This is a genomic window from Chromobacterium sp. CCUG 76385 (assembly GCF_059916625.1).
This window is the reverse complement of the sequence record NZ_JAUCGU010000009.1, coordinates 47,784-70,795: the sequence shown is the minus strand read 5'-3', so window position 1 is coordinate 70,795 and position 23,012 is coordinate 47,784. Positions and strand designations below refer to the sequence as shown.

The window sequence follows — 23,012 nt, the reverse complement described above, 5'->3', positions numbered from 1 at the left end:
CATTTACAATAGGAATACGGTGGCAAGGCCGAGAAAAATCAGGAAACCGCCAGAGTCGGTGCAGGCGGTGATCAGCACGCTGGACCCCAGCGCCGGGTCCTTGCCCAGTTTCTGCATCAAGGTCGGAATCAACACGCCCATGGTGGCGGCCAGCATCAGGTTCAGCGTCATCGCCGCCAGCATCACCAGGCCCAGCGACGCGCTGCCGTACAATAGCCAGGCGATCACGCCGATGACGGAGCCCCAGATCATCCCATTGATGATGCTGACGCCGATCTCCTTGCGCCACAAGCGGCTGGCCTGCCCGGTCCGCATTTGGCCCATGGCCAGCGCGCGCACGATCATGGTGATGGTCTGGTTGCCGGAGTTGCCGCCTATGCCGGCGACGATGGGCATCAAGGCAGCCAAGGCCACCAGCTGGGCGATGGAGTGCTCGAAGGCGCCGATCACCCGCGAGGCGAAAAAGGCCGTGCACAGATTGATCGCCAGCCAGGACCAGCGGTTCTTCACCGAGTCTATCACCGGCGCGAACAGGTCTTCCTCTTCCTTCAGGCCGGCCAGGTTCAACACTTCGCTGTCGCTTTCCTCGCGGATCACGTCCACCATCGCGTCCACCGTCAGCCGGCCCAGCAGCATGCCGCGCTCGTCCACCACCGGCGCCGTCACCAGATCATAACGCTCGAAAGCCTGGGCGGCGTCCAGCGCCGGCTCGTCCGGATGAAAACTCACCACCTCGGTGGCCATCACGTCGGCCACTTCGGCCTCGGGGTCTGACACCAGCAGCTTGCGGATGGCCAACACGCCCTTGAGCCGCCCGGCCTCGTCGGTGACGAAAATCTTGTCGGTCTGGGCCGGCAGCTCGTCGAAGCGCCGCAGGTAGCGCAACACCACTTCGCAGCTGACATCGGCGCGGATCTTCACCAGTTCGAAATCCATCAGCGCGCCGACGCGGTCTTCGCCATAGGACAACACCTCCTGCAGCTGGCCGCGGGCCTCTTCGTCCAGCCGCGCCATCGCCTCGTACACCACCTGGCGCGGCAGGTCCGGCGCCAGTTCGGCCAGATCGTCGGTGTCCAGCTCCGCCAGCGCGGCCATCAGTTGATCCGGGTCCATCACCTCGATCAGCGACTCGCGCACCGCGTCGGACACTTCCAGCAAAATGGCGCCGTCGCGGGCGGGATCGGTCTGATCCCAGGCCAGCAGGCGATCTTCCAGCGGCAATGCCTCCAGCACATGGGCGATGTCGGCCGGATGCAGTTGCGCCAGCTTCTGCTTCAGTTCAGCGAGGTTGTGCCGCGGCGCCAGGGCGTCGGCCGCGACGTCGCCATCCTGGCGCGCGGCGGTCGATTCAAGCTCGCGTTGACGCTCGATCAGGCGCTGCACCAGACCGAGGCTTTCTTGCAGACGATCGGCGGATTGTTGCTTGAAGGCAACCGTCATTCACGTCTCCTTCCGCCCAGAGGGCGCAGACGGGCTGACTATCTGAGACGGGATTTATTCGTTAGGGGTAGAGCGGGGTGGAATCGCGGGGTAACTGGGCAAGTCCATGCGGTTTCGCCGCGCAAGGGCGCGCGGCAATAAAAATAACGGTGCGGATTGTAACACGCCACAACAAATCGCTCCAAGCCGGCGGCTACGCTATCCATTGCGCCGCAATATGGCCAAAACCGGCCCCGCGTGGCGAAAGAAAACGGACGGCGGCAGCCGTCCGCTGCATGAACGCTCCGTCCCTGCCTCACGGCAGATCGGCATAGGCCATTCTACGCTGGATGATGCGGGTCTTTTTGGCCAGCCCCGGCGCGTTGCGATGGTCGTCGTAATAGCGCGGATTCGGCACCATGGCCGCCAGTTTGGCCGCCTGGCCGGCGGATAGCTTGGATGCGCTGGCGCGGAAATAATGACGCGAGGCCGCCTCCGCGCCGAACACGCCGTTGCCCCACTCGATCACATTCAGATAGATCTCGAAGATGCGGCGCTTGTCCATGGCCTTCTCCAGCATCACCGTGATCAGCGCCTCTTCCAGCTTGCGCCACGGCGTCTTGCCGCTGGACAGGAACAGATTCTTGGCCAGCTGCTGACTGATGGTGGAGCCGCCGGCGACGATGCGGCCTTTTTGCAGGTTCTTCTCGAACGCCGCCTCGATGCCGTCCCAGTCGAAACCTTCGTGATCGACGAACTTGGCATCCTCCGCCGCGATCAGCGCCCGCTTCAGATTGGGCGAGATCCGCTCGTATGGCACCCATTTATGGCTCAGTTCGGCCTCGGGATCGTCCTGCTGCAGCTTCGCCAGCTGCTCGTTCATGAAGGAACTGGCGTCGGGATTATGGCTGCGCCAGTACAGGATATGGCCGAAGATCCACAGGTTATACAGCACAAAGGCGGCCACCAGGGCCGCCAGAATTTTCAGAATCCAGCGCGTCATGCTCAGGCCAACACTTCCCTGAGCATATTGGTCACCTTGCGCGTTTCCGGCTGCACCCCGCGCCAGATGGCGAACGACTCGGCCGCCTGCTCCACCAGCATGCCCAGGCCATCGGCCAGCATGCCGGCGTTTTCGCCCTGGGCCCGCTGCAGGAACGGCGTCAGGCCGGAGCTGTACACCATGTCGTAGGCCAGCGTGCGGGCAGTGAACACGCCGCGCGGCAGCGGCGGCATTTCGTTGTTCAGGCTGGTGGACGTGGCGTTGATGATGATGTCGAAACTGCGGCCTTGCAGCGCGTCGTAGCCGACGGCCTCCACTTTTCCATAACGGGCGAAGTGATGCGCCAGCGCTTCGGCCTTGATCACGGTGCGGTTGGCGATGGTCAGGCTGGCCGGCTTCTGCTCCAGAATCGGTTCCAGCACGCCGCGCACCGCGCCGCCGGCGCCCAGGATCAGCACGCGCTGGCCGGAGATCGGGTAGTCCAGGTTTTCCACGATGTCGCGCACCAAACCGACGCCGTCGGTGTTGTCGCCGTAGACCTTGCCGTCGCGGAAAGTCAGCGTGTTCACCGCCTCGGCCGCGCGCGCGCGTTCGGTCAGCTCCTGGGCGTAACGATAGGCGTCGCTCTTGAACGGCAGGGTGATGTTGAGACCCTTGCCGCCATGGGCGACAAACTCGTCGACAACGTCCTTGAATCGGCCCAGATCGGCAAACAGCTTCTCATAGGAGATATCCTGGCCGGTAGCCTGGGCGAATTCCTGGTGGATGAACGGCGACTGGCTATGGGAAATCGGGTTGCCGATAACGGCGTAACGATCGGTCATGGTCGGCTTTCCAATATGTAAGTTGGCGCTGCGCGCGGCAGCGGATTCAGGCCACACTTTGCCGTTTAATGACATAAACTTCAACCCGCCCAAACCATTCGCTCAATTCTGCTCCCACGGCAGGCCGCGCTGCCGCCAGCCGCCCACCGAGTTGCGGTGGCCCATTTCATCCTTGTCCCCTTCAAAACCTTCCAGCACGTTGTACACCTCGCTGTAGCCGTTGGCCGCCGCCAGCCGCGCCACCTCATCAGAGCGGGCGCCGGAGCGGCACAGCACCAGCAGCACCGATTCCGGATCCACCTGATGCGTCAGCTGGGCCAGGAAATTGGGGTTCGGCGCCATGCCGGGAAAGCTGCGCCACTCGATCTTGACGGACTGCGGCACCGTGCCGACAAACTGCCATTCGGCATGGCTGCGCACGTCCAGCAGCACCGCTTTGGGCAGCGACTGCATCAGCTCATAGGCTTCGTCCGGCAAAACGGCGCCGCTATAGGGCAGGCCCATCTGCTCCGCCCGCTCGTGCGCGGCCTGCAGTATCTGGTTCATGCGACTCATGATGTATCCCTCCGTTTGCAACATGCATGGCGTAGCGTCGCTGACAGAACCCCAGAGCCTGTTTGCGCCGTCTTCCGCGTCGACGCGCCTCGACTCAAGCTCTCTGCAGGGTTTTGTCAGCGGCCCTCATGTTGGCGATTATCTGCCCGAACAACATGGCTGGCAAATAGCACCAAGCTGGTGCATTGCAAAAATTTACGGCACCAGTATGGGTCAAACTTGCCCATTCCAGGTTGCTGGCTAAGGCCATGCGCCTATGACACAATGCAGCAGCAGCGATTTTTAAGCTGGCACGCTTCCTGCTTAATGCCGGGCGTACCAATTTTCACGCACTTGCCCTTGGGTGCACGTTGCCTTTCAGGAGATAAACCATGGCAGTAGCCGACGTAGTCAAACTGATCCAAGAAAACGACGTCAAATTTGTCGATCTGCGCTTCACCGACACCCGCGGCAAGGAGCAGCACGTCTCCATCCCGGCCCATGTGCTGCTGGAAGACGCCGACGCCTGGTTCGAGCGCGGCCACGCCTTCGACGGCTCCTCCATCGCCGGCTGGAAAGGCATCCAGGCTTCCGACATGCTGCTGATGGCCGACCCGGCTACCGCCCGCATCGACCCGTTCTTCGACGAGCCGACCGTATTCATGCACTGCGACGTGATCGACCCGGCCGACGGCAAGGGCTACGACCGCGACCCGCGCTCCATCGCCAAGCGCGCCGAGGCCTACCTGAAAGCCTCCGGCATCGGCGACACCGCCTACTTCGGCCCGGAGCCGGAATTCTTCATTTTCGACAGCATCACCTGGGGCACCGACATGTCCGGCTGCTTCGTCAAGATCAAGGCCGAAGAAGCGGCCTGGGCCTCGGCGGAAGAATTCGAAGGCGGCAATATGGGCCACCGTCCGGGCATCAAGGGCGGCTACTTCCCGGTGCCGCCGGTCGACTCCTCGCAGGACATCCGCTCCGCCATGGTGCTGCTGCTGGAAGAACTGGGTATCCCGGTGGAAGTGCACCACCACGAAGTGGCCACTGCCGGCCAGAACGAAATCGGCACCAAGTTCAGCACGCTGACCCAGCGCGCCGACTGGACCCAGATTCTGAAGTACGTGGTGCACAACGTGGCCCACAGCTACGGCAAGACCGCCACCTTCATGCCCAAGCCCATCGTCGGCGACAACGGTTCCGGCATGCACGTGCACCAGTCCATCTGGAAAGACGGCCAGAACCTGTTCGCGGGCGAAGGCTATGCCGGCCTGTCCGATACCGCCCTGTACTATATCGGCGGCATCATCAAGCACGCCAAGGCGCTGAACGCCATCACCAACCCGGGCACCAACTCTTACAAGCGCCTGGTGCCGCACTACGAAGCACCGGTGAAGCTGGCCTACTCCGCCAAGAACCGCTCCGCTTCCGTGCGCATCCCGCACGTGGCCAGCCCGAAGGCGCGCCGCATCGAGACCCGTTTCCCGGATCCGCTGGCCAACCCGTACCTGTGCTTCTCCGCCCTGCTGATGGCCGGCCTGGACGGCATCCAGAACAAGATCCACCCGGGCGATGCCGCGGACAAGAACCTGTACGACCTGCCGCCGGAAGAAGACAAGCTGATCCCGACCGTGTGCGCCTCGCTGGATGAAGCCCTGGCCGCATTGGACAAGGACCGCGAGTTCCTGACCCGCGGCGGCGTGTTCTCCAACGAGTGGATCGATGCCTACATCGAGCTGAAGATGCAGGAAGTGAACCTGACCCGCATGACCACCCACCCGGTGGAATTCGCGATGTACTACTCGCTTTAAAATACGCGACGACTCGCTCAACAACGGCAGCCGACAGGCTGCCGTTTTTCATGGCGCCGCACGCAAACCGATGACGACCGGGCGCGATTTGCTTATCATGCAGGGGCACCCATACCAGTCTCAGACGATGAAAATATTCGCTTTAAGCCTGCTGCTGGCCTGCGGCTGCGCCCAGGCCGCCACCATCTACAAATACGTCGACACCAACGGCAACGTCACCTATACCAATGTGCCGCTGCGCGGCGCCCAACCGATCACGCTGAACCCGCTATCCACCTACCACGGCCGCAAGCCCAGCGGCAGCAATGCCAACAAAGCGCCGGCGTCCGGCGGCTATCCGAATGTCGATGCCGACACCCAGAAGCAGCGCGACAGCGGGCGCAAGAAGATTCTGGAACAGGAGCTGGCCAACGAGGTCAAGGCGCTGGATGCGGCGAAGAAAGCGCTGGCCGACGGCAAGGCCGTGCGCAACGGCGACGAAACCCGCAACTACCAGAAATACCTGGACCGGGTGCAGAAGCTGCAAAACGAAGTCACCGACCGCGAGAAGAATGTCGCCGCGCTGAAGAAGGAACTGGGGCTGCCCTAGGGGCTGTTGACGTTTGGAGAGCGGTCGCGCCGGGATGCGTTTTGCGACGAATCGAGGCGTTTCGCGCGCCGCATAGTCATTCTCTGCCAGCGCGAAACAACGAAGAGTCGGCGCGAAAGGCGCCCGGCCCTGCGGGTTTGGCCGCTTTGTGCCGGAAGCCACGTTGCCCAGCCCTTGCATAGAATGACTATGCGGCGGACTGTGCGCCTTGCTTCCGGCACAAATCGGCTCAAACGCGATCCACTCACCAAACGTCAACAGCCCCTAGCAACACCATGCTGCCGCTGAGCCAGCAGGCGAGGCCGAGCAAGACCGCGCGCGCGGGCAGGCGGTGCTCGCGCCAGCTCAACCAGGCCTGGCGACGGGCTTGGCTGTCCAATAACAGCAGCCAGCCTTGCAGCGTGATATCGGCCCAGCGCTCGGTGCCTTGTTGCCATTGCTCGCCGTCGAAATGCAGATGGGGGTGAGGAAGATGCAGTTTCATCGTTTGCCTCCACGCGCCGGATACCACACTTTAGGCTTAGCAGATCAGCGGCCGCTTTGCGGCGCGCGCCGCTATAATCGAGCGATGGAAAACACACTGCTTCCCCCGTTCGCCGCCTTGACGCCGGACGCCATTCTCGATGCGGTCGAGAGCCTGGGCCTGAGGGCCAGCGGCAGCCTGCTGGCGCTGAACAGCTATGAAAACCGCGTCTATCAGATCGGCATTGATGACGCGCCGCCGCTGATCGCCAAGTTCTACCGGCCAGAGCGCTGGAGCGACGCGGCCATCCTGGAGGAGCACGCATTCAGCCTGGCGCTGGCCGAGCGCGAGATCCCGGCGGTGCCGCCGATGCTGTTGCAGGGCCGGACCTTGCATCATCACGGCGGTTTCCGCTTCGCCTTGTTCGAGCGCCGCGGCGGCCGGGTGCCGGAGCTGGACCGGGCCGACACGCTGCAATGGATTGGCCGTTTCCTCGGCCGCATCCACGCCCTGGGTCGGACCGAGGTTTATCAGCATCGTCCGGTCCTGGATTTGCAAAGCTTCGGCCGCGAGCCGGCCGCCTTCATTTTGGCAGGCGACTGGCTGCCGCCGGAGCTGGCGCCGGTATATCGCGGCGTGGTGGAGCAGGCGCTGGACGGGGTGGCGCGTTGTTTCGAGCGCGCCGGCAACGTCGCCGCTCTGCGGCTGCATGGCGATTGCCATGTCGGCAATCTGTTGTGGACCGACGCCGGTCCGCACTTCGTCGATTTCGACGACAGCCGCAGCGGCCCGGCGGTGCAGGACTTGTGGATGCTTTTGTCGGGCGAGCGCGAGGAGCAGTCGCGCCAATTGGCCGAAGTCTTGGCCGGCTACGAGGATTTCTGCGACTTCGATCTGCGCGAGCTGAACCTGGTGGAAGCGCTGCGCACGCTGCGGCTGATCCACTACAGCGCCTGGCTGGCGCGGCGCTGGCATGATCCGGCGTTTCCGGCGGCCTTCCCGTGGTTTGGCAGTCCGCGCTATTGGGAGGAACAGATTCTGGGGCTGCGCGAGCAGATCGCGCTGATGGACGAGCCGCCGCTGTGGTCCAACTGACGCGCTGAATTAGTTTTCCTGGCTGGGTTCAGGCTTGCGCTGCATGCGGTTCTTGACCCAGCTTTCAAACTGATCGGCCGCGAGCGGCTTGGCGAAATAATAGCCTTGTCCCATCACGCAGCCGCGCTCGCCGACGAAGCTCAGGTCCTTGGGCGTTTCGATGCCTTCGGCCACCGTGGTCAGCTGCAGCCGGCGCGCCAGTTCCAGTATGCTGTTGAACACCGCCTCCAGATGCGGCTTGTTGGAGATCGATGTGACCAGCGACTGGTCGATTTTCAGCTCGGTGAACGGGAAGCGCATCAGTTGCTGGAAGGTGGCGAAGCCGGTGCCGAAGTCGTCGATGGACAGCCCTACGCCGCTGAGGCGCAGCCGCGCGGCGATGCCTATGGCTTCGGCCAGATTGTCGGCGACGGCGGTTTCGGTGATCTCGAACACGATGAAGCGAGGCGGCACCCGGCTGGCGCGGATGCGCTGGTCTATCTCGTCGGCCAGGGTCGTGCCTTTCAGCGACAGGGCGGACAGGTTCACCGACAGCGGCAGCCGCAGGCCGCGCCGCGCCCACTCCTGCCATTGCTGCAAGCCTTGTTCCAGCATGGTCAGCGTCAGCTCGGTAGCCCAGTCGCAGGCCTCTATCACCGGAATGAAGCGCGACGGCGGGATCACCCCCAGTTCCGGGTGATGCCAGCGCACCAGCATTTCCGCGCCTTTCAGCAGGCCGCCATCCAGGGTCACCTTGGGTTGGTAATACGGCACCAGCTGGCCTTGGTCCAGTGCCAGCCGCACGTCCTTATCCTGGCACAGCTCCACCTCGGCGCCGCTTTCCGATGGCGGCGTCCATACCCGTCGGAGCAGATCCTCCAGCGCCTGTTGCTGCAGCGGCTTCTTGATGCCGCCCAGCACCGGCAGGCCCAGCTCCCGCCCCATCAGTTCGACAGTGGAAATCAACAGGTAGTCTTTGCCGGAGGTGACGATGATGGGCGCGGACAAGCCTTCCTTGGCCATCTGCTGGATCAGCTGCACGCCATCCAGCTGCGGCATTTCCAGATCGATCAGCACCAGGCTGGGCAGTTGTTCGCGCATCCGCGCCAGCGCCTCGTTGCCATCCGCCGCCTGTCGCAGATTGACGATGCCGAGCTGTCGGCACAGATCGCAGGCATGCTGGCGTTGCACCGCGCTGTCTTCCACCACCAGTACATCGTCCATCTGCAGTACCATGGCGGCGCCTATCCCTGCCGGCAGATCGCCTTGGCGATCATGTCCAAGGACATCACTTCGTCGGCGGCGCCCAGCTTGATCGCTTCCTTGGGCATGCCGAACACCACACAGCTTTCTTCGTCCTGAGCGATGGTCTTGGCGCCGCAGTCATGCATTTCCTTCAGCCCCTTGGCCCCGTCGTCGCCCATGCCGGTCATGATGACGCCCAGCGCGTTGCGGCCGGCGAACTTGGCGGCGGAGCGGAACAGCACATCCACGGATGGCTTGTGGCGGCTGACCAGCGGGCCGTCCACCACTTCCACCTGGTAGTAGGCGCCGCTGCGCTTGACCATCATATGCTTGCCGCCAGGCGCGATCAGCGCGCGGCCGGGCAGGATGCGGTCGCCGTTGCTGGCCTCCTTGACCTCGATCTGCGACAGGCTGTTCAGGCGGTCGGCGAAGGAGCGGGTGAATTTCTCCGGCATGTGCTGCACGATGGCCAGGCCCGGGCAGGTTCGCGGCAGCTCGGTCAGGATGGCCTCCAGCGCCTGGGTGCCGCCGGTGGAGGTGCCGATGGCGACGATGCGCTCGGTGGTGGCGAAGACATTGCTGCCGGTCGGGGCGGACAAGATGGCGTCGGCAGACAGCTTGGGGCGCGTTTCCAGCGCCGCCGCGCTGCTGCTGCCGGCGCTGGGCGCCGCGCCGCTGGCCGACGGCATCACCCGCATCCGGTTCATGCGCGCGGCGGCGGCGCTGCGCACTGCCATCACCAGTTGATTGGCGCTTTCCTCGAGGAAGCCCTTGACCCCTGCCGCCGGCTTGGCGATCACCTCCACCGCGCCGGCCGCCAATGCCTGCATGCTGATGTCGGTGCCTTTTTGCGTCAGCGAGGAGCAGATCACCACCGGCGTCGGGCGGGTCGCCATCAACTGCTTGAGGAAGGTGATGCCGTCCATCCGCGGCATTTCCACATCCAGCACGATCACGTCCGGCCAGTGCAGCTTCATCTTGTCCATCGCCATATACGGATCATTGGCGACGTCCATCACCTCGATGCCGCTGGCCTTGTCGAAAACCTGGCTCAACACCTGCCGCACCACGGCGGAGTCGTCGACGATCAGAACCTTGATGCTCATGTGCGCGTCCTTGCGTTGGGAGGCGGCATCGCTTCCAGCTCGGCCTCTTGTGATTGTTTGATCCAAACATTGCCGCTGGCGACATCGAACAGCACCAGCCTCGGGCAGCTGCCGCCCAAGTCTTCCCCCTGCAGCCGCAGGCCAAGCTGTTTGACCATCGCCCGCGCCAGATTGATGTTGCGCGACGGGACATCGTGGCTGAGCTTGCGTTCGCGGCTGAGCATCATCGAGGCGCCGCCGACCAGCCGCGCCTGAAACTCCTGCAGCGGCAGGCCGCAGGCCAGGATTTCCCGCAGCAGCAACAGCATCGCCTCGTCGCCGTAGCGGCCGGACAGGGTCTCGGTGCGGCGGTGGTTGCGCTGGGCCAGCAGGTAATGGCACATGCCGCCGACGCGGGCCTGCGGGTGCCATAGCACAATCGACACGCAGGAGCCGAGCAGCGTGCGGATGCGGGTGCCGCTGCCGCCGAAGTGCCATTCGCCAGGATGCAGGAACACCGCGTCGCTGGGCGAATCGGCTGCGGGCGGGGTTCCTGTTGCGCTGGGCGGGGATGGCGCCATGATGCAAGGCTTCCTTGTTTTGCGCCGGCGCGAGCCGGCGGCTTGTGTGTCATTTCAATCTAGTACAGTCCGAGTTTCAGAAACGGTACATATCGTCGTGCTCGTCCGTTTTGGGCGCATCCGGCGCGGAGGCTGGTGTTGCCGCCAAGGCCAAGGCGGGCGCAGCGCCGGCTGCCATCCCTGCCGGATGGCCCAGATGGAAAAAGGCCATGGCCTGTTGCAGCCGCTCCGCCTGCATATTCATCTCCGCCGCGGTGGAGGCCAACTGCTCGCTGGCGGCGGCATTCTGCTGGGTGGAGTGGTTCAGATGCTGAATGGCTTGGCTGATCTGGCCTATGCCGCCGGCCTGCTCCTGGGTGGCGGCGGCGATTTCCTGCACCAGGTCGGCGGTGCGGCCGCTGGAGCGGACGATTTCCAGCAGCAGGCGGCCGGCCTGCTCGGCCACGGTGACGCTGTGTTCGGCCAGTTCGCCGATTTCTTGCGCCGCCACCTGACTGCGCTCCGCCAGCTTGCGCACTTCGGCCGCCACCACGGCGAAGCCGGCACCGTGTTTGCCAGCCCGCGCCGCCTCGATGGCGGCATTCAGCGCCAATAGATTGGTCTGGTAGGCGATGTCGTCGATGATGCCGACCCGTTCGGCGATCTGGCGCATCGCCAGCACCGTCTGCTGCACCGCTTTGCCGCCTTCGGTGGCTTCTTCCGATGCCTTTTCGGCGATGGCTTCGGTGGTGCGTGAGTTGTCGCTGGTCTGGCTGACCGAGGCCGAGACCTGTTCGATCGAAGCCGAACTTTGTTCCACGCCTGCGGCCGAGGCGCTGGCGCTTTGCGACAAGGCCATGGAGGTGGCGCTGATTTGCTGGGCCGCGCTGGCGATGCCATCCGCGCCTATCTTCACATCGCCGATGATGGCGCGCAACTGCTGGCACATCTGCTGCATGGCGTCGCGCAGGCTGTCCTGCGGCGCTGGCGTGGTGGTGATGTTCAGCCGGCCTGCGGCCACTTCGCGCGCGATATCGGCCACCGCCTGCGGTTCGCCGCCCAATTGGCGCACCAGCTGGCGGTATATCCAGGTCAAGGAGCCGGTCAGCAGCAGCAGCACGGCGAGGCTGACCGAACCGAGCAAGGAGAAGGTCAGCCGGGTATTGCGTTCGGCTTCCGTTTCCGTTGCATGCTGCATCTGGTTGGTTTTGTCGATCAAGGGCAGGATGGCCTGATGGTTGAGGTCGTAGTCGGCCGACAGCCGGTCGAATGAGCGGTTGATCTCCAGTTGATCATGGGCTTCCAGCGCCGGCAGCAAATGCGTCTCCAATTCCTGGAAGAAGGCATCCGCCGTCGGTTTGACTTTCTGTTCCAGCATGGCGCGCATATCGGGCGGCAGATCGCTGGCCTGCCACTTTTTCTGGCCGTCATAGAATTCGGCGCGCTTGGCCCGCAGCAGGTTGAACCATTGCTGGCGCAGCGACGGGTCGGTGGTGTTGCGCAGCATGTTCACCGCCAGAAAGGCAGTGACCAGGTCCTGATTGGGCGGGTCCAGATCATTGATGAAATCCTTGCCGATGACTATCTGATGATACAGCCCGCCATTGATCATCACGGCGCGCAAGCCTTGCCAGGCGGTGACGGTCAGCAGGCCCAGTCCCAGCAGCACGCAGACAATCAACAGGCTGAATTGTTGGCGGATGGTGAGGTTTTTCATCGTGGGTCTCCGCGTCGGGCCGGTGGCTGTCCACGACGGCCCGCAACTGCATGATGGCGAGCGCGCATCACTCCTCCTCTGCCATTTCCTGGCGGCTCAGTTCGGACAGCAGCGACATTTCTTCCAGCGACAGCACTTTGTCCACGTTCAACAGCACCACGAAGTGGCTGTCCACCTTGGCCATGCCTTCGATGAAGTCCACCCGGATCTTGCTGCCGAACTGCGGCGGCGGCTCGATTTCGCTGTCCGGGATGGCCAGCACTTCGTGCACGGTGTCCACCAGCACGCCTATCAGCTGGCACTGTTCCGCATGTTCCATTTCGATGATGACGATGCAGGTTCGTCGGTTGATCGCCGTTTGATCGCGCGCGAAGCGCAGCGACAGGTCGATCACCGGCACCACCGCGCCGCGCAGGTTCATCACGCCGCGGATGAACGGCGGCATCAGCGGGACGGTGGTCAGCTTGATGTACTCCAGGATTTCGCGTATCCGCAGGATGCCGACGGCGAAGGTTTCGCCGGCCAGTTGAAAGGTCAGGAACTGGCGAATGTCGCCTGGTTCCTCTTGAACCGGGTGGCCGTCGCTGCGGCGCAGAATGTTCAGTGCTGCCATGGCTGCGTCTCCGGTGGTCATTCGATGCGTCGGAAAGCATCGGCGTTGTGGCTGGCCCGCGGCGCCGCGGGCGCGCCGTGCGAGCCGCCCTGCAGCGTGCCCAGATGGAAGAAGCCGATCAGATCGTGCAGGTTTTCCGCCTGGCGGTTCATCTGTTCCGCGGTGGCGGCCAGCTCTTCGCTGGCGCTGGCGTTCTGCTGCGTGGTGTGGCTCAGCTGCTGTATCGCCAGGCTGATCTGGCCGACGCCGCCGGATTGCTCGCCGGAGGCGGCGGCGATCTCCTGCACCAGGTCGGAAGTGCGGCGGCTGGAGCGGACGATCTCCTCCAAGAGGCCCCCGGCCTGATCCACCAGTCCGACGCTGCCCCGCGCCAATGTGCTGATTTCCTGCGCCGCCACCTGGCTGCGCTCCGCCAGCTTGCGCACTTCGGCCGCGACCACGGCGAAGCCCTTGCCGTGCTCGCCTGCGCGCGCCGCCTCGATGGCGGCGTTCAGCGCCAACAGATTGGTCTGGTAGGCGATGTCGTCGACGATGCTGATCTTGTCGGCGATCTGGCGCATCGCCCGTATCGTTTCCTGCACCGCCTGGCCGCCGGCGGCGGCTTCGCTGGAGGCTTTTTCGGCGATGCCTTCCGTCATCCTGGCGTTGTCGCTGGTCTGGTTGATCGAGGCCGACATCTGCTGCACCGAGCTGGAGGTTTCCTCCAGGCCCGACGCCTGCTCGCTGGCCGATTGCGCCAGCAGCTGCGAGGTGGCGTGGATGTGCTGCGCGGCCACCGACAGGCTTTCCGAACCGCTCTTGACCTCGGCGATGATGGTGGCCAGCGTCTGCACGGTTTGCATGATGGAGGCTGCCAGGCTGCCGCGGTCGCCTTCGCGCAGCCTGACCCGGCACTGCAGATTGCCCTTGGCCACTTCGTGCATCATGGCCGCCACCTGCTGCGGCTCGCCGCCCAGCGTGCGCAGCAGTTCATTGCGGGTGAACAGCGCGATCAGCACGCTGGCGACGATGGCCAATCCGGCCAAGAGCAACAGGCGATTGCGGCTGGAGGCGGTGGCGTGATCGCTTTGCTGCACCAGGCCATTGTTCAGCTGGTCTTCATATTCGGCCAGCGCGGCGATGTTCTGATTCAATACCGCGCCTTTGCCCGCATTGACCAGCGCGCGGGCTTCGGCGGCCCTCTGCTGCATCGCCAGTTCCAACGCATGTTGATAAGCCTGGTGCGCGTCTCGGCTGGCGGTCTGGATCGCGCCCATCAGCTCGCGCTCGCGCGCTCGGGTGTCTGACTCGCGCTGGAACAGCTGCGCCAGCTGTTGTTCGATGTCCTGATAACGGCGCAGCGAATCCTGAAACGCCTGGCTGGCCTGCGAGGTTTCTCCCGGCTGGTCCGCCAGCAGGGCGGCGCGGATATCGATGCGGATTTCCTGGTTCTGCTCCAGCAGCTGGTGCGCCAGCCGGTTTTCCTGATTGTTGATCGTGATGCCATGGATCACTTCGCCCAGCTCCTGGAGGCCGAGCATGGCGAGCGCGATGCATGCCAGCAGCAGCGCGATGATGGCGCCGTAGCCGAGTGCTTGCTGGGTGGCGATGCGCATGTCTTTAAGGGCCGTCATGGCGTGCTCCGTTGGCTAGGATATCGGCGGTGGAGGGCATGGTGTGGGCGAGGCGCTCCAGCTCCTTGCGGCAGGCGTGCTGGATCAGCGCCGGCACGTCCAGAATCAGCGCCACTTCGCCAGTGCCGAGTATGGTGGAGCCGCTGATGGCTTTCAGCGCGCTGAACAGCGTGCCCAGCGGTTTGATCACGGTTTGGAACTCGCCTTGCAGCGCGTCCACCACCAGGCCGGCCTTGCGCTCGCCATATTGCGCGACCACGATGTTGCGGCGGGCGGCGGCGATGGGCGGCAGTTCGAAGAAGCGGCCCAGATGCAGCAGCGGCAGCAGTTCGCCGCGCAGGTTGATGCAGTCGTGCACGCCGTTTTCCGGCAGATCGGCCGGCAGCTCTATGCACTCCACCACGGCTTCCAGCGGCAGCACGAAAGTGGAATGGCCGACATCGACCAGGAAACCGTCGATGATGGCCAGCGTCAGCGGCAGCCGCAGGCGGAAGGTGGTGCCGCGGCCGGTTTCGCTGTCGATCTCTATCGTGCCGTGCAGTTGTTCTATGCCGCGTTTGACCACGTCCATGCCCACGCCGCGGCCGGACAGATTGGTCACATGGTCGGCAGTGGAGAAGCCGGCTTCGAATATCTGCTGGAACACCACGCTGTCCGGCGGCTCATCCTCATCGCCCAGCAGGCCGCGTTCGCGCGCCTTGGCCAGGATGCGTTGGCGGTCCAGGCCGCCGCCGTCGTCCGCCACTTCGATGACGATGCTGCCGGATTCGTGATAGGCATTCAGCCATAGATTGCCGGTGGCCGGCTTGCCGTGCGCTTGCCGGATGGGCGGCGATTCTATGCCATGGTCGATGGCGTTGCGCACGATGTGCAGCAGCGGGTCGCCCAGCTTTTCCACCATCGATTTGTCCAGTTCGGTTTCCGCGCCGACGATGTGCAGCTGGATGTCCTTGCCCAGCTCGCGCGAGACGTCGCGCACCACACGCGGGAAACGCTGGAAGATTTCGCCTATCTGCACCATGCGCATCGACAGGGTGCCGGCGCGAATCTGTTCGATCAGGTTGGCGATCGCCAGCGTCGATTCCACCAACTGCGGTTGTTGCGAGCGGCGGGCCAGCAGATTGGCCGCCGCGCCGGCGATGACCAGTTCGCCGATCAAATTGATCAGGCTGTCCAGCTTGCCGGCTTCCACCTTGAGAAATTTGCTCTCGTGCTGGCGGCGGCTTTCGCCGGCGGCCGGCATGGTTTCCGCCGCCTGGGGGGGCGGTTCGTGAATCGCTTCGGCGGCCTCGCGCGGCGGCTCGGGTTCGGCGGCGGGAGGCCGCGCAGGCTCGACTGCGTGGGCTTCGGTTTCGTCCTCGTCCAGCGCGCCGAACCGCTGCCAGGCCAGTCTCACCGCCTCGGCCTCTGCCGGCGTCGCATTGGCGCAGGCCTCCGCCAGATGGGCGCCTGCGCGGCCCCGCGGCCAGATATGCAGCTCGCTGTCCTCGCGGACGAATTCGAATACCTCGTTCAGCGTCTGTTCGTCGATGTCGCTGCGGTACAGCACTTCCAGGCGCAGGTAATTGGTCTCGGCGTCGAAGTCCTCGCCGATGGGCAGATTGCAGCTGACCGCTTCGATCTGTTCGATGCTGCCCAGCGTGGCCAGATAACGGAGGAAGGAAGACGGGTCGAGGCCGTTGCGCAGCACGTCCGGGCCGAAGCGCAGCGACAGCAGCCAGGGTTCTTGCGGCGGCAGGGCATCGGACGCGTCTTGCGCCTCTTGTTCTTCTTGCGCCGCCATGGCCGAGGGGGGGGCAGGCGCGGGCGCCGGGTGCGGCGCGGCCAGATAAGCCTGCAGCGACTGCAGCAAGGCCGCGTCGTGCAGAGACGCGAGATCGGCCTTGTCGTCCAGCGCCTGTATCATCAGCTTGACGTGGTCGTGGCAGCGCAGCAGCAGCCCCACCAGCTCATCGTCCAGCCGCAATTGGCCGTCGCGCAGCTGATCCAGCAGATTTTCCGCCTGATGGGTGAAGCCGACGATGTCATCGAGGCCGAACAGGCCGGCCGAACCCTTGATGGTGTGCATGGCGCGGAACAGCGCGTTCAGCTGTTCGGCGTCGGCGCGCGCCGGATCGATGTCCAGCAGAATGCCTTCCATGTCGCCGAGCAGTTCGCGCGCCTCCTCCAGGAAGGTCTGCATGGCCAGCTCAAGATCCATCGCCGGTCTCCTCGTTCTCTGTGGCGGGGAGCAGCTCGCGCTGCAGGCCCATCAGCAAGGCGAACTCGCGCACGCAGCGGCTGGGATCGCGCAGGTCAACCTTGCGGCCCCGCCGTTCGGCCTCGCGGCGCAGCCAGATCAGTACCTGGGCGCCGGCGCAGTCGATTTCTTCTATGGTGGACAAGTCGAGCAGGATGTCCTCTTCGCTGCGCAGCGCCTGTTCCAGATCGGCGCGCCATTGCGCGGCCTGGTAGATGGTTTGCTCATGCCCGGCGACAAGGGAAAGCGTCATGTCCGCTCCTGCGTCAGGTGTCGGCTGCCGTTCAGGGCAGGATCAGTTTGGAAACGGCCGTCAGTAGCGCCGGCGGCTGGAATGGCTTGACCACCCAGGCCTTGGCGCCGGCTTCTTTTCCCTCGCGTTTTTTGTCCTCGGCGGATTCGGTGGTCAGCATGATGACCGGAGTGAATTTGTAATGAGGCAGTTGCTTGATGTTTTTGAGCAGTTCAATGCCATCCAGCAGCGGCATGTTGACGTCGGAAATGATCAGATGAATCTTGCGGCCGTCCAGGATGTCCAGCGCTTCCTTGCCGTTGCCGGCCTCCAGCACCTCATAGCCGGCGCCGACCAGGGTCATCCTCACCACCTGGCGCAGCGTGGTGGAGTCGTCGACGATCAATATCGTTTTGGTCATCCGCCTTCCCCGTCATTCAGAAAAAAGTGATGTCGCTGGCGCCGGGCGTCTTGTCGTTATGATCCCGGTTATGCAGCGCGCGTTGTTCATGGGTGGTGTAGCTGTTTTTCAGGGCGATTAGCCAGGCCTCGGTATCCGGCGGCTCCGGCAGCGCGTCATCTCGACTGTTCAAGGCCTCGTGCAGCATTGCTTCCAGTTGCCAGATATCGTTTTGCACATGGGACAAAATCTGATTGACCCGATCCTGGAACTGCAGATGGGTCAACACCTCTTCTATCGTGGCCTGCAAGTCCAGGCTGGCGGCTGGGTCGTCCAGTTTCATCTGGCAGGCGCGGCAACTGTCGTGGACATCGGCATCGATGGACTCCAGTTGCCGCAGCAATAAGCGGACCTGCTCGCCGATCTGCTCAAGCGCGGCTGTCGGCGACGGTTCGCCTGCGGGCAGGCTTTTAGTCAGGAGCGCCAGTTGCTGGCCGGATTGCTTCAATTGCTGCAGTTGCGGCAGCAGTTGCTTCTGCAGCGGCGCCGGCAGTTGCAGCGCTTCCAGCGTATCGGTCAGCTTGTTCTGCGCCGCGGTCAGCGGGTGGGGCGAATCATCCGCTGGCGGGGATGGCCTGCCCAATTGGCGCAGCATGTGGTCGAAGCGGGCGGTCAACTGCAGGGCCGCTTCGTCTATCTGCTCCCGCCCCAGCGCGACATGGCCGGCCCACAAGGGCAGCAGCGCGTAGACATGGGCAGCCACGCTGCGCCAATACGCGGATTGGTCGCTGTCCTGCGCCGCGATGGCGGGCGCCGGCGACGGCCACATGACCAGCAGCGTGATCAGCAGTGTGCTCAGGCCGACGGCGGGCCAGAACAGGGGATGATCTATGAACAAGGCATACTGTATTGCCCCGTTGATGGCCAAGCCTATTTCCAGCCGGATCCAGCGCCAGGGTTGAACAGGGGCAATCATGCATCGGTCCCGTCTTCGGATACATAGTCTTCATACTGTTTGTAGCCGTTGCGCTGTGGGGATGCAAACAGCCTGCCGGATGTGCTGGAGAACCCACGCCGGGAATAGACGGATATTTCGCCAGGGGATAGGCACCGGGCATTTCCGTCTTGCAATTCTGGACATTCTATGGTCAGAATCGAAGTTCGATATTCAACTTTTTTCAATTAAGAAGCACGTATGGCACTCATCGTACAGAAGTACGGCGGCACATCGGTTGGGACAACCGAGCGCATCAAGAATGTGGCCCGCCGCGTCGCCAAGTGGAAGGCCCAGGGGCATGATGTGGTGGTGGTGGTTTCCGCGATGAGCGGCGAAACCAACCGCCTGATCGCCCTGGCCAAGGACATTCAGGACTATCCCGATCCGCGCGAGCTGGACGTGGTGGTGTCCACTGGCGAGCAAGTCACCATCGGCCTGTTGGCGATGGCATTGAAGGAAATCGGCGTGCCGGCCAAGAGCTATTGCGGCTGGCAGGTCAAGCTGGTTACCGACCAGGCGCATACCAAGGCGCGCATTCAGTCGATAGACGAGGATGTGATGCGCGGCGATTTGAAAGAAGGCCGCGTGGTGATCGTCGCCGGCTTCCAGGGCGTGGATGAGGAAGGCAATATCACCACGCTGGGCCGCGGCGGTTCGGATACTTCGGCGGTGGCGCTGGCCGCGGCGCTGAAGGCCGACGAGTGCCAGATCTACACCGACGTCGACGGCGTCTATACCACTGATCCGCGCGTGGTGCCGGAGGCGCGCCGCCTGAAGACGGTCACCTTCGAAGAAATGATCGAGATGGCGTCGCTCGGTTCCAAGGTTTTGCAGATCCGTTCGGTGGAGTTCGCCGGCAAATACAAGGTACGCTTGCGCGTGCTCTCCAGCTTCGAGGAAGAAGGCGAGGGCACCCTGATTACGTTTGAGGAAGATGAGAGCATGGAAAAGGCGGTAGTGGCAGGCATCGCGTTCGATCGCAACGAAGCCCGCATCAATGTCAAGGGCGTGCCGGACAAGCCGGGCATCGCCTACCAGATCCTCGGGCCGATCGCCGATGCCAACATCGAAGTGGATATGATCATCCAGAATGTCGGCGAGAACGGCACCACGGATTTCTCGTTCACCGTGCCGCGCGGCGAATTCCAGCGCGCGCTGTCCATCCTGCGCGAAGTGCAGACCCATATCGGCGCCGCCAAGATCGACGCCGACGACAAGGTGGCCAAGATTTCCATCGTCGGCGTGGGCATGCGCTCGCACTGCGGCATCGCCTCCACCATGTTCCGCACGCTGGCGGAAGAGGGCATCAACATCCAGATGATCTCCACCTCCGAGATCAAGGTGTCGGTGCTGGTAGACGAAAAGTACCTGGAACTGGCGGTTCGCGTATTGCATAAGGTTTTCGGACTGGACCAGCCGGCGTAAATAATTTCGGATTGATGCTTGACACCAGGAGCGTCGATATTTAATATGGCGCTCTCTGAACGGAGAAATGGCCGAGTGGTCGAAGGCACTTCCCTGCTAAGGAAGCATACGGGCTTAAACCTGTATCGAGGGTTCGAATCCCTCTTTCTCCGCCAGATAACGCACCCGTAGCTCAGTTGGATAGAGTATCTGGCTACGAACCAGAGGGTCGGGCGTTCGAATCGCTCCGGGTGCGCCAGCTGTCCCTATAGTTTAGCGGTTAGAACACCGCCCTTTCACGGCGGTAGCCGGGGTTCGATTCCCCGTGGGGACGCCAGGATTCAGAAAAAGCCCAGCATTGAAAAATGCTGGGCTTTTTTGCGTGTGCGCCATCGGCAATCGATTTGCGGTTTCCCGCGCGCAAACAAAAACGGGATGCCGCCAGGCATCCCGTCTCTTCATATCCCTTCTTTAAAACTTGTGATTCAGTTCGAGCCAGGCCTGGCGGCCGTAAGGCGTGTAGCTGCCCACCGGGTAGTAAGGCCAGCCGCCGGTGTAGTCTTTCTTGATGAAGTCCTGCAGATTGTTGACGATCAGTCCGACCGAGGTTTTCTTGTTGACCTGATAGGTGACGCTCAGGTTGGCCAGCACGGTGGGTGTCAGGTAGCCGGTGCCCGCGCCGTTGGGAATCTTGCCGTAGCGCGTCAGCTGCAGCGTGCTGGACCAGTCGCCGATGTTCCAGTCGGTAGTCAGGCTGAGCTTGTCCGGCCAGTCGGTGTTGGTCAAGTCGGCAAGCTCGTCCTGCACCGGATCGTTGGCAAACTGCTGGTAGGTATGCGTCAGCACCTTGGTATAAGTCGCTTTGAACAGGAAGTCGCCGAGTTTTGCCGTGCGCAAACGGTACTTGCCGCTCAGGTCGATGCCGCTGGTGCGCTCGCTGGCAGCATTGATAGGATTGACCACGATGGTGTTGATGGCGCCCGGATCCACCAGCGCATTGGCCGGATTGCGCTGCACGCGATTGAGCGCGTCTTGGCATGCCGATGAATGGATGTCTAGATTTCCGCCGCGGCATGCGGCTTCGTCGCGCAGCAGCTTGTCGGCGCTCAGCGTGGTGACCAGATCGTTGATGGTGATGTTCCAGTAATCCAGTGACAGGTCGGCGTCCTTGCTGGGCGACCAGACGAAGCCGAGTCCATAGGACTTGCCGTTTTCCGGCTTCAGGCCGGGGTTGCCGTTGCTGACGTAGTTGGAGCCGGGGGACATGCCGGCGTACTGGCAATTGGCGAGCGGCTGGCCGGACTGGGCGCAGCGCCAGTAGTCGGTGGTGGAGGAGTAATAGCCGCGGGTCTGGGTCTGGAATAGATAGCTCATGTCCGGCGCGCGGAAGCTGGTGGCATAGTTGCTGCGCAGCAGCAGGCTGCTGGTGGGGCGGTATTCCAGCCCGGCGCCATAGGTGAACTTCCCTTCGCTGTTGCCGGTGATCTCATAGCGGTCATAGCGGCCGGACAGCGTGAGGTTGACCGGTTTGGCCAGCGGCAGCAGCAGCTCGGCGCCGAGCGCCTGGCGCGAGCGGGAACCGCTGGCATTGATGGCCGGCGAGGCGTTGTAGAACACGCCCTGGTTCAGCCTTTGGTCCGGTTCGTTGCTGAAGCCCTGGCTGCCCCATTCCAGCAGGCCGGCCAATTTGGCCGGACCGGCCGGCAGCTGGAAGGCCTCGCCGCTGGCGCTGAGGCTCAGCACCTGCAGCCAGGATTTATTGTGGCTGACGCTGTTGTCTATCAGGCTGGAGGCCTGGGCCGGCGTCAGCGGCTGGTAGAAACGGCCGAGGTTGGGCGCGTAAATCGGCACGCCCTTGTTGTCGGTGCCCAGTTGCGGCCCCAGGAAATAGCTGTTCACGCTGCTCAACAGCATGGGTGTGGTGGTCTGGCTGGTGTAGAGCGAGGCGTTGTAGGCCGCCTCGTAATTCCAGCTGCCAATCAGATCCCCGCGCACGCCCAGGGTCAGGTTGGCGGCCAGATCATCCCACTTGCGGTTGTAATTGCTGGCGCCGCCCAGTTCCTCCGGCGCGAAGCGCTTGGCCCAGCTTTCATAATTGCCGGTGTTCTGGTTCAGGAAATAATTGCCCTGGCCGGCCGCCGCCGTCCAGCTGGGGCCGCGGGTATTGTTCTCGGTGCGCTTGAAGCCGAGCATGGCATCGCTAAAGAATTCGGCGTGCGGATTGAGCTGATAGTTGGCGCTGAAGAAGCCGTTCTGTGTGGCTTGGCCGGTCTGGATCGTCCAGTAGGACGGCTTCAGCAGCCCGCTGGCGCAATAGCCTTTTTGGGCATTGCCTACGGTTTGCACGCTGCCTGCAAACATGCCGGCGAAGTTGCCGCAGGCGCTGCCCGCGTCCAGATAGCTGCCCCCCGCGATGCGCCGCGCCAGGATGGGAGACGGCGCCTCGCCCAGCGCGGTGGCGTCCGACATGAAGCCGCGCTGGCGCGACCAGATCGGATTGCGCTGGCTCAGTTCCAGGCCGTAAATCACGTTCAGCTGGTCCCAGCTTTTGCCGCCGGTCAGCTGCAGGCGGGCATTCTCGCCGCCATGATGCTCCGCCCCGCCGACCTTGAGGTTGAGGTTGACGCCATCGAGGTGCTTTTTCAGGATGATGTTGACCACGCCGGCGATGGCGTCCGAGCCGTAGATGGCCGATGCGCCGCCGTTGAGGATTTCGATGCGGTCGATCAGCACCGACGGGATATCTGCCAGATTGACGAAGTTGACCTGGCCTTCATAAGCGGTGGGATAGTCGGCCATGCGGCGGCCGTTGATCAGCGTCAGCGTATGGTTGGGGCCGAGTCCGCGCAGGCTGATCGCGTTGGCGGCCGGGGTGAAGGTATTGCCGAAGTCCGCGCCCTGGGTGAAGCCGGTGTTCTGCGTCAGATTGTTCAGCGCGTCGTAGACATTGGTGTAACCCTGTTTTTCGATGTCGGCGCCGGTGAGGACGGTGACGCTGGTTGGGCCTTCCTTGGCAGAGCGCGCGATGCGCGATCCGGTGACGGTGATTTTGTCCAGCGCGTTGGGCTGGGAGTCGTCTGCATGCGCCAAGCCGGTGTAAGACAGCAGGGCTGCTGCAATGACAGTAAAATGAAAATTAAACTGTGTTTTCACGGAATCTAACCAGGCTTGGCTGGTCCTATGCAAATTT

At 63.3% G+C, this 23,012-nt stretch carries 20 protein-coding genes and 3 tRNA genes; 7 read left to right on the top strand and 16 right to left on the bottom strand.

Annotated elements, in window-relative coordinates; translation table 11 throughout:
* Nucleotides 1-3 precede the first annotated feature (3 nt).
* From mgtE to QUG01_RS08395, 4 genes are all read right to left on the bottom strand, one after another.
* Nucleotides 4-1,440, bottom strand: coding sequence for a magnesium transporter (mgtE, locus tag QUG01_RS08410; RefSeq protein WP_500829734.1), 1,437 nt, complete (start codon nucleotides 1,438-1,440; stop codon nucleotides 4-6).
* Between the two features lie 295 nt (nucleotides 1,441-1,735).
* A complete protein-coding gene (gene mtgA, locus QUG01_RS08405) occupies nucleotides 1,736-2,422 on the bottom strand; it encodes a monofunctional biosynthetic peptidoglycan transglycosylase (protein WP_500829733.1) in 687 nt (228 codons plus the stop codon).
* Between the two features lie 2 nt (nucleotides 2,423-2,424).
* Nucleotides 2,425-3,246, bottom strand: coding sequence for a shikimate dehydrogenase (aroE, locus tag QUG01_RS08400; RefSeq protein ID WP_500829732.1), 822 nt, complete (start codon nucleotides 3,244-3,246; stop codon nucleotides 2,425-2,427).
* Nucleotides 3,247-3,348: 102 nt separating this feature from the next.
* Nucleotides 3,349-3,801 carry a rhodanese-like domain-containing protein gene (locus QUG01_RS08395; protein WP_043620530.1) on the bottom strand — a complete coding sequence of 151 codons (453 nt, stop codon included), beginning with the start codon at nucleotides 3,799-3,801 and terminating at the stop codon, nucleotides 3,349-3,351.
* Nucleotides 3,802-4,172: 371 nt separating this feature from the next.
* Here QUG01_RS08395 and glnA point away from each other — a divergent pair, with 371 nt between their 5' ends.
* The gene (gene glnA, locus QUG01_RS08390) at nucleotides 4,173-5,591 is read left to right on the top strand and encodes a glutamate--ammonia ligase (protein WP_103320117.1); all 1,419 of its coding nucleotides are present in this window, start codon (nucleotides 4,173-4,175) and stop codon (nucleotides 5,589-5,591) included.
* A 127-nt stretch (nucleotides 5,592-5,718) separates the two neighbouring features.
* Nucleotides 5,719-6,180: a DUF4124 domain-containing protein gene (locus QUG01_RS08385; protein ID WP_500829731.1), complete on the top strand. Its 462-nt coding sequence runs from the start codon at nucleotides 5,719-5,721 to the stop codon at nucleotides 6,178-6,180.
* Nucleotides 6,181-6,424: 244 nt separating this feature from the next.
* On the opposite strand, the gene QUG01_RS08380 is transcribed toward QUG01_RS08385, so the two are convergent.
* Nucleotides 6,425-6,664, bottom strand: a complete 240-nt coding sequence (locus QUG01_RS08380; RefSeq protein WP_500829730.1) for a hypothetical protein — start codon at nucleotides 6,662-6,664, stop codon at nucleotides 6,425-6,427.
* Nucleotides 6,665-6,748: 84 nt separating this feature from the next.
* On the opposite strand from QUG01_RS08380, the gene QUG01_RS08375 reads away from it, so the two are divergent.
* Nucleotides 6,749-7,738, top strand: coding sequence for a serine/threonine protein kinase (locus QUG01_RS08375; RefSeq protein WP_500829729.1), 990 nt, complete (start codon nucleotides 6,749-6,751; stop codon nucleotides 7,736-7,738).
* A gap of 9 nt (nucleotides 7,739-7,747) precedes the next feature.
* Here QUG01_RS08375 and QUG01_RS08370 read toward each other — a convergent pair whose 3' ends face one another.
* From QUG01_RS08370 to QUG01_RS08325, 10 genes are all read right to left on the bottom strand, one after another.
* Nucleotides 7,748-8,953, bottom strand: a complete 1,206-nt coding sequence (locus QUG01_RS08370) for an EAL domain-containing response regulator (RefSeq protein WP_500829728.1) — start codon at nucleotides 8,951-8,953, stop codon at nucleotides 7,748-7,750.
* Between the two features lie 8 nt (nucleotides 8,954-8,961).
* Nucleotides 8,962-10,068 (bottom strand): protein-glutamate methylesterase/protein-glutamine glutaminase, encoded by a 1,107-nt coding sequence (locus tag QUG01_RS08365; RefSeq protein WP_500829727.1) that lies wholly within the window; start codon nucleotides 10,066-10,068, stop codon nucleotides 8,962-8,964.
* On the bottom strand, nucleotides 10,065-10,628 hold the full coding sequence (locus tag QUG01_RS08360) for a chemotaxis protein CheD (protein ID WP_500829726.1): 564 nt from the start codon (nucleotides 10,626-10,628) through the stop codon (nucleotides 10,065-10,067). The genes QUG01_RS08365 and QUG01_RS08360 overlap by 4 nt, the downstream gene beginning before the upstream one ends.
* A 76-nt stretch (nucleotides 10,629-10,704) precedes the next feature.
* Nucleotides 10,705-12,324 (bottom strand): methyl-accepting chemotaxis protein, encoded by a 1,620-nt coding sequence (locus QUG01_RS08355; protein WP_500829725.1) that lies wholly within the window; start codon nucleotides 12,322-12,324, stop codon nucleotides 10,705-10,707.
* Nucleotides 12,325-12,391: 67 nt separating this feature from the next.
* Nucleotides 12,392-12,937, bottom strand: a complete 546-nt coding sequence (locus tag QUG01_RS08350; RefSeq protein ID WP_500829724.1) for a chemotaxis protein CheW — start codon at nucleotides 12,935-12,937, stop codon at nucleotides 12,392-12,394.
* Between the two features lie 17 nt (nucleotides 12,938-12,954).
* Nucleotides 12,955-14,550, bottom strand: a complete 1,596-nt coding sequence (locus QUG01_RS08345; protein WP_500829723.1) for a methyl-accepting chemotaxis protein — start codon at nucleotides 14,548-14,550, stop codon at nucleotides 12,955-12,957.
* On the bottom strand, nucleotides 14,537-16,750 hold the full coding sequence (locus tag QUG01_RS08340) for a chemotaxis protein CheA (RefSeq protein ID WP_500829722.1): 2,214 nt from the start codon (nucleotides 16,748-16,750) through the stop codon (nucleotides 14,537-14,539). Before QUG01_RS08340 ends, QUG01_RS08345 begins: the two co-directional genes overlap by 14 nt.
* Nucleotides 16,740-17,042: an STAS domain-containing protein gene (locus QUG01_RS08335; RefSeq protein ID WP_500829721.1), complete on the bottom strand. Its 303-nt coding sequence runs from the start codon at nucleotides 17,040-17,042 to the stop codon at nucleotides 16,740-16,742. Before QUG01_RS08335 ends, QUG01_RS08340 begins: the two co-directional genes overlap by 11 nt.
* Nucleotides 17,043-17,073: 31 nt before the next feature.
* The gene (locus QUG01_RS08330; RefSeq protein WP_199154950.1) at nucleotides 17,074-17,442 is read right to left on the bottom strand and encodes a response regulator; all 369 of its coding nucleotides are present in this window, start codon (nucleotides 17,440-17,442) and stop codon (nucleotides 17,074-17,076) included.
* A gap of 16 nt (nucleotides 17,443-17,458) precedes the next feature.
* The gene (locus tag QUG01_RS08325; RefSeq protein ID WP_500829720.1) at nucleotides 17,459-18,397 is read right to left on the bottom strand and encodes a hypothetical protein; all 939 of its coding nucleotides are present in this window, start codon (nucleotides 18,395-18,397) and stop codon (nucleotides 17,459-17,461) included.
* Nucleotides 18,398-18,616: 219 nt separating this feature from the next.
* Between QUG01_RS08325 and QUG01_RS08320 the strand changes: the two genes are divergently transcribed.
* The 4 genes from QUG01_RS08320 to QUG01_RS08305 all read left to right on the top strand — a co-directional run bounded on the left by QUG01_RS08320 (nucleotide 18,617) and on the right by QUG01_RS08305 (nucleotide 20,159).
* The gene (locus QUG01_RS08320) at nucleotides 18,617-19,843 is read left to right on the top strand and encodes an aspartate kinase (protein WP_500829719.1); all 1,227 of its coding nucleotides are present in this window, start codon (nucleotides 18,617-18,619) and stop codon (nucleotides 19,841-19,843) included.
* A 61-nt stretch (nucleotides 19,844-19,904) separates the two neighbouring features.
* A tRNA-Ser gene (locus QUG01_RS08315) sits at nucleotides 19,905-19,998 on the top strand.
* 6 nt (nucleotides 19,999-20,004) lie between these two features.
* Nucleotides 20,005-20,081, top strand: a tRNA-Arg gene (locus QUG01_RS08310).
* A 3-nt stretch (nucleotides 20,082-20,084) separates the two neighbouring features.
* Nucleotides 20,085-20,159 (top strand) — tRNA-Glu (locus tag QUG01_RS08305).
* 134 nt (nucleotides 20,160-20,293) lie between these two features.
* Here the strand turns inward: QUG01_RS08305 and QUG01_RS08300 are convergent.
* Complete coding sequence (locus QUG01_RS08300) at nucleotides 20,294-22,975, bottom strand: TonB-dependent receptor plug domain-containing protein (RefSeq protein ID WP_500829718.1); 2,682 nt, start codon at nucleotides 22,973-22,975, stop codon at nucleotides 20,294-20,296.
* Between the last annotated feature and the right edge of the window lie 37 nt (nucleotides 22,976-23,012).

Excerpts from the sequence above, each read along its gene's own strand:
- mgtE (WP_500829734.1), bottom strand. The coding sequence starts at position 1,440 with ATGACGGTTGCCTTCAAGCAACAATCCGCCGATCGTCTGCAAGAAAGC.
- mtgA (WP_500829733.1), bottom strand. The coding sequence starts at position 2,422 with ATGACGCGCTGGATTCTGAAAATTCTGGCGGCCCTGGTGGCCGCCTTT.
- aroE (WP_500829732.1), bottom strand. The coding sequence starts at position 3,246 with ATGACCGATCGTTACGCCGTTATCGGCAACCCGATTTCCCATAGCCAG.
- QUG01_RS08395 (WP_043620530.1), bottom strand. The coding sequence starts at position 3,801 with ATGAGTCGCATGAACCAGATACTGCAGGCCGCGCACGAGCGGGCGGAG.
- glnA (WP_103320117.1), top strand. The coding sequence starts at position 4,173 with ATGGCAGTAGCCGACGTAGTCAAACTGATCCAAGAAAACGACGTCAAA.
- QUG01_RS08385 (WP_500829731.1), top strand. The coding sequence starts at position 5,719 with ATGAAAATATTCGCTTTAAGCCTGCTGCTGGCCTGCGGCTGCGCCCAG.
- QUG01_RS08380 (WP_500829730.1), bottom strand. The coding sequence starts at position 6,664 with ATGAAACTGCATCTTCCTCACCCCCATCTGCATTTCGACGGCGAGCAA.
- QUG01_RS08375 (WP_500829729.1), top strand. The coding sequence starts at position 6,749 with ATGGAAAACACACTGCTTCCCCCGTTCGCCGCCTTGACGCCGGACGCC.
- QUG01_RS08370 (WP_500829728.1), bottom strand. The coding sequence starts at position 8,953 with ATGGTACTGCAGATGGACGATGTACTGGTGGTGGAAGACAGCGCGGTG.
- QUG01_RS08365 (WP_500829727.1), bottom strand. The coding sequence starts at position 10,068 with ATGAGCATCAAGGTTCTGATCGTCGACGACTCCGCCGTGGTGCGGCAG.
- QUG01_RS08360 (WP_500829726.1), bottom strand. The coding sequence starts at position 10,628 with ATGGCGCCATCCCCGCCCAGCGCAACAGGAACCCCGCCCGCAGCCGAT.
- QUG01_RS08355 (WP_500829725.1), bottom strand. The coding sequence starts at position 12,324 with ATGAAAAACCTCACCATCCGCCAACAATTCAGCCTGTTGATTGTCTGC.
- QUG01_RS08350 (WP_500829724.1), bottom strand. The coding sequence starts at position 12,937 with ATGGCAGCACTGAACATTCTGCGCCGCAGCGACGGCCACCCGGTTCAA.
- QUG01_RS08345 (WP_500829723.1), bottom strand. The coding sequence starts at position 14,550 with ATGACGGCCCTTAAAGACATGCGCATCGCCACCCAGCAAGCACTCGGC.
- QUG01_RS08340 (WP_500829722.1), bottom strand. The coding sequence starts at position 16,750 with ATGGATCTTGAGCTGGCCATGCAGACCTTCCTGGAGGAGGCGCGCGAA.
- QUG01_RS08335 (WP_500829721.1), bottom strand. The coding sequence starts at position 17,042 with ATGACGCTTTCCCTTGTCGCCGGGCATGAGCAAACCATCTACCAGGCC.
- QUG01_RS08330 (WP_199154950.1), bottom strand. The coding sequence starts at position 17,442 with ATGACCAAAACGATATTGATCGTCGACGACTCCACCACGCTGCGCCAG.
- QUG01_RS08325 (WP_500829720.1), bottom strand. The coding sequence starts at position 18,397 with ATGATTGCCCCTGTTCAACCCTGGCGCTGGATCCGGCTGGAAATAGGC.
- QUG01_RS08320 (WP_500829719.1), top strand. The coding sequence starts at position 18,617 with ATGGCACTCATCGTACAGAAGTACGGCGGCACATCGGTTGGGACAACC.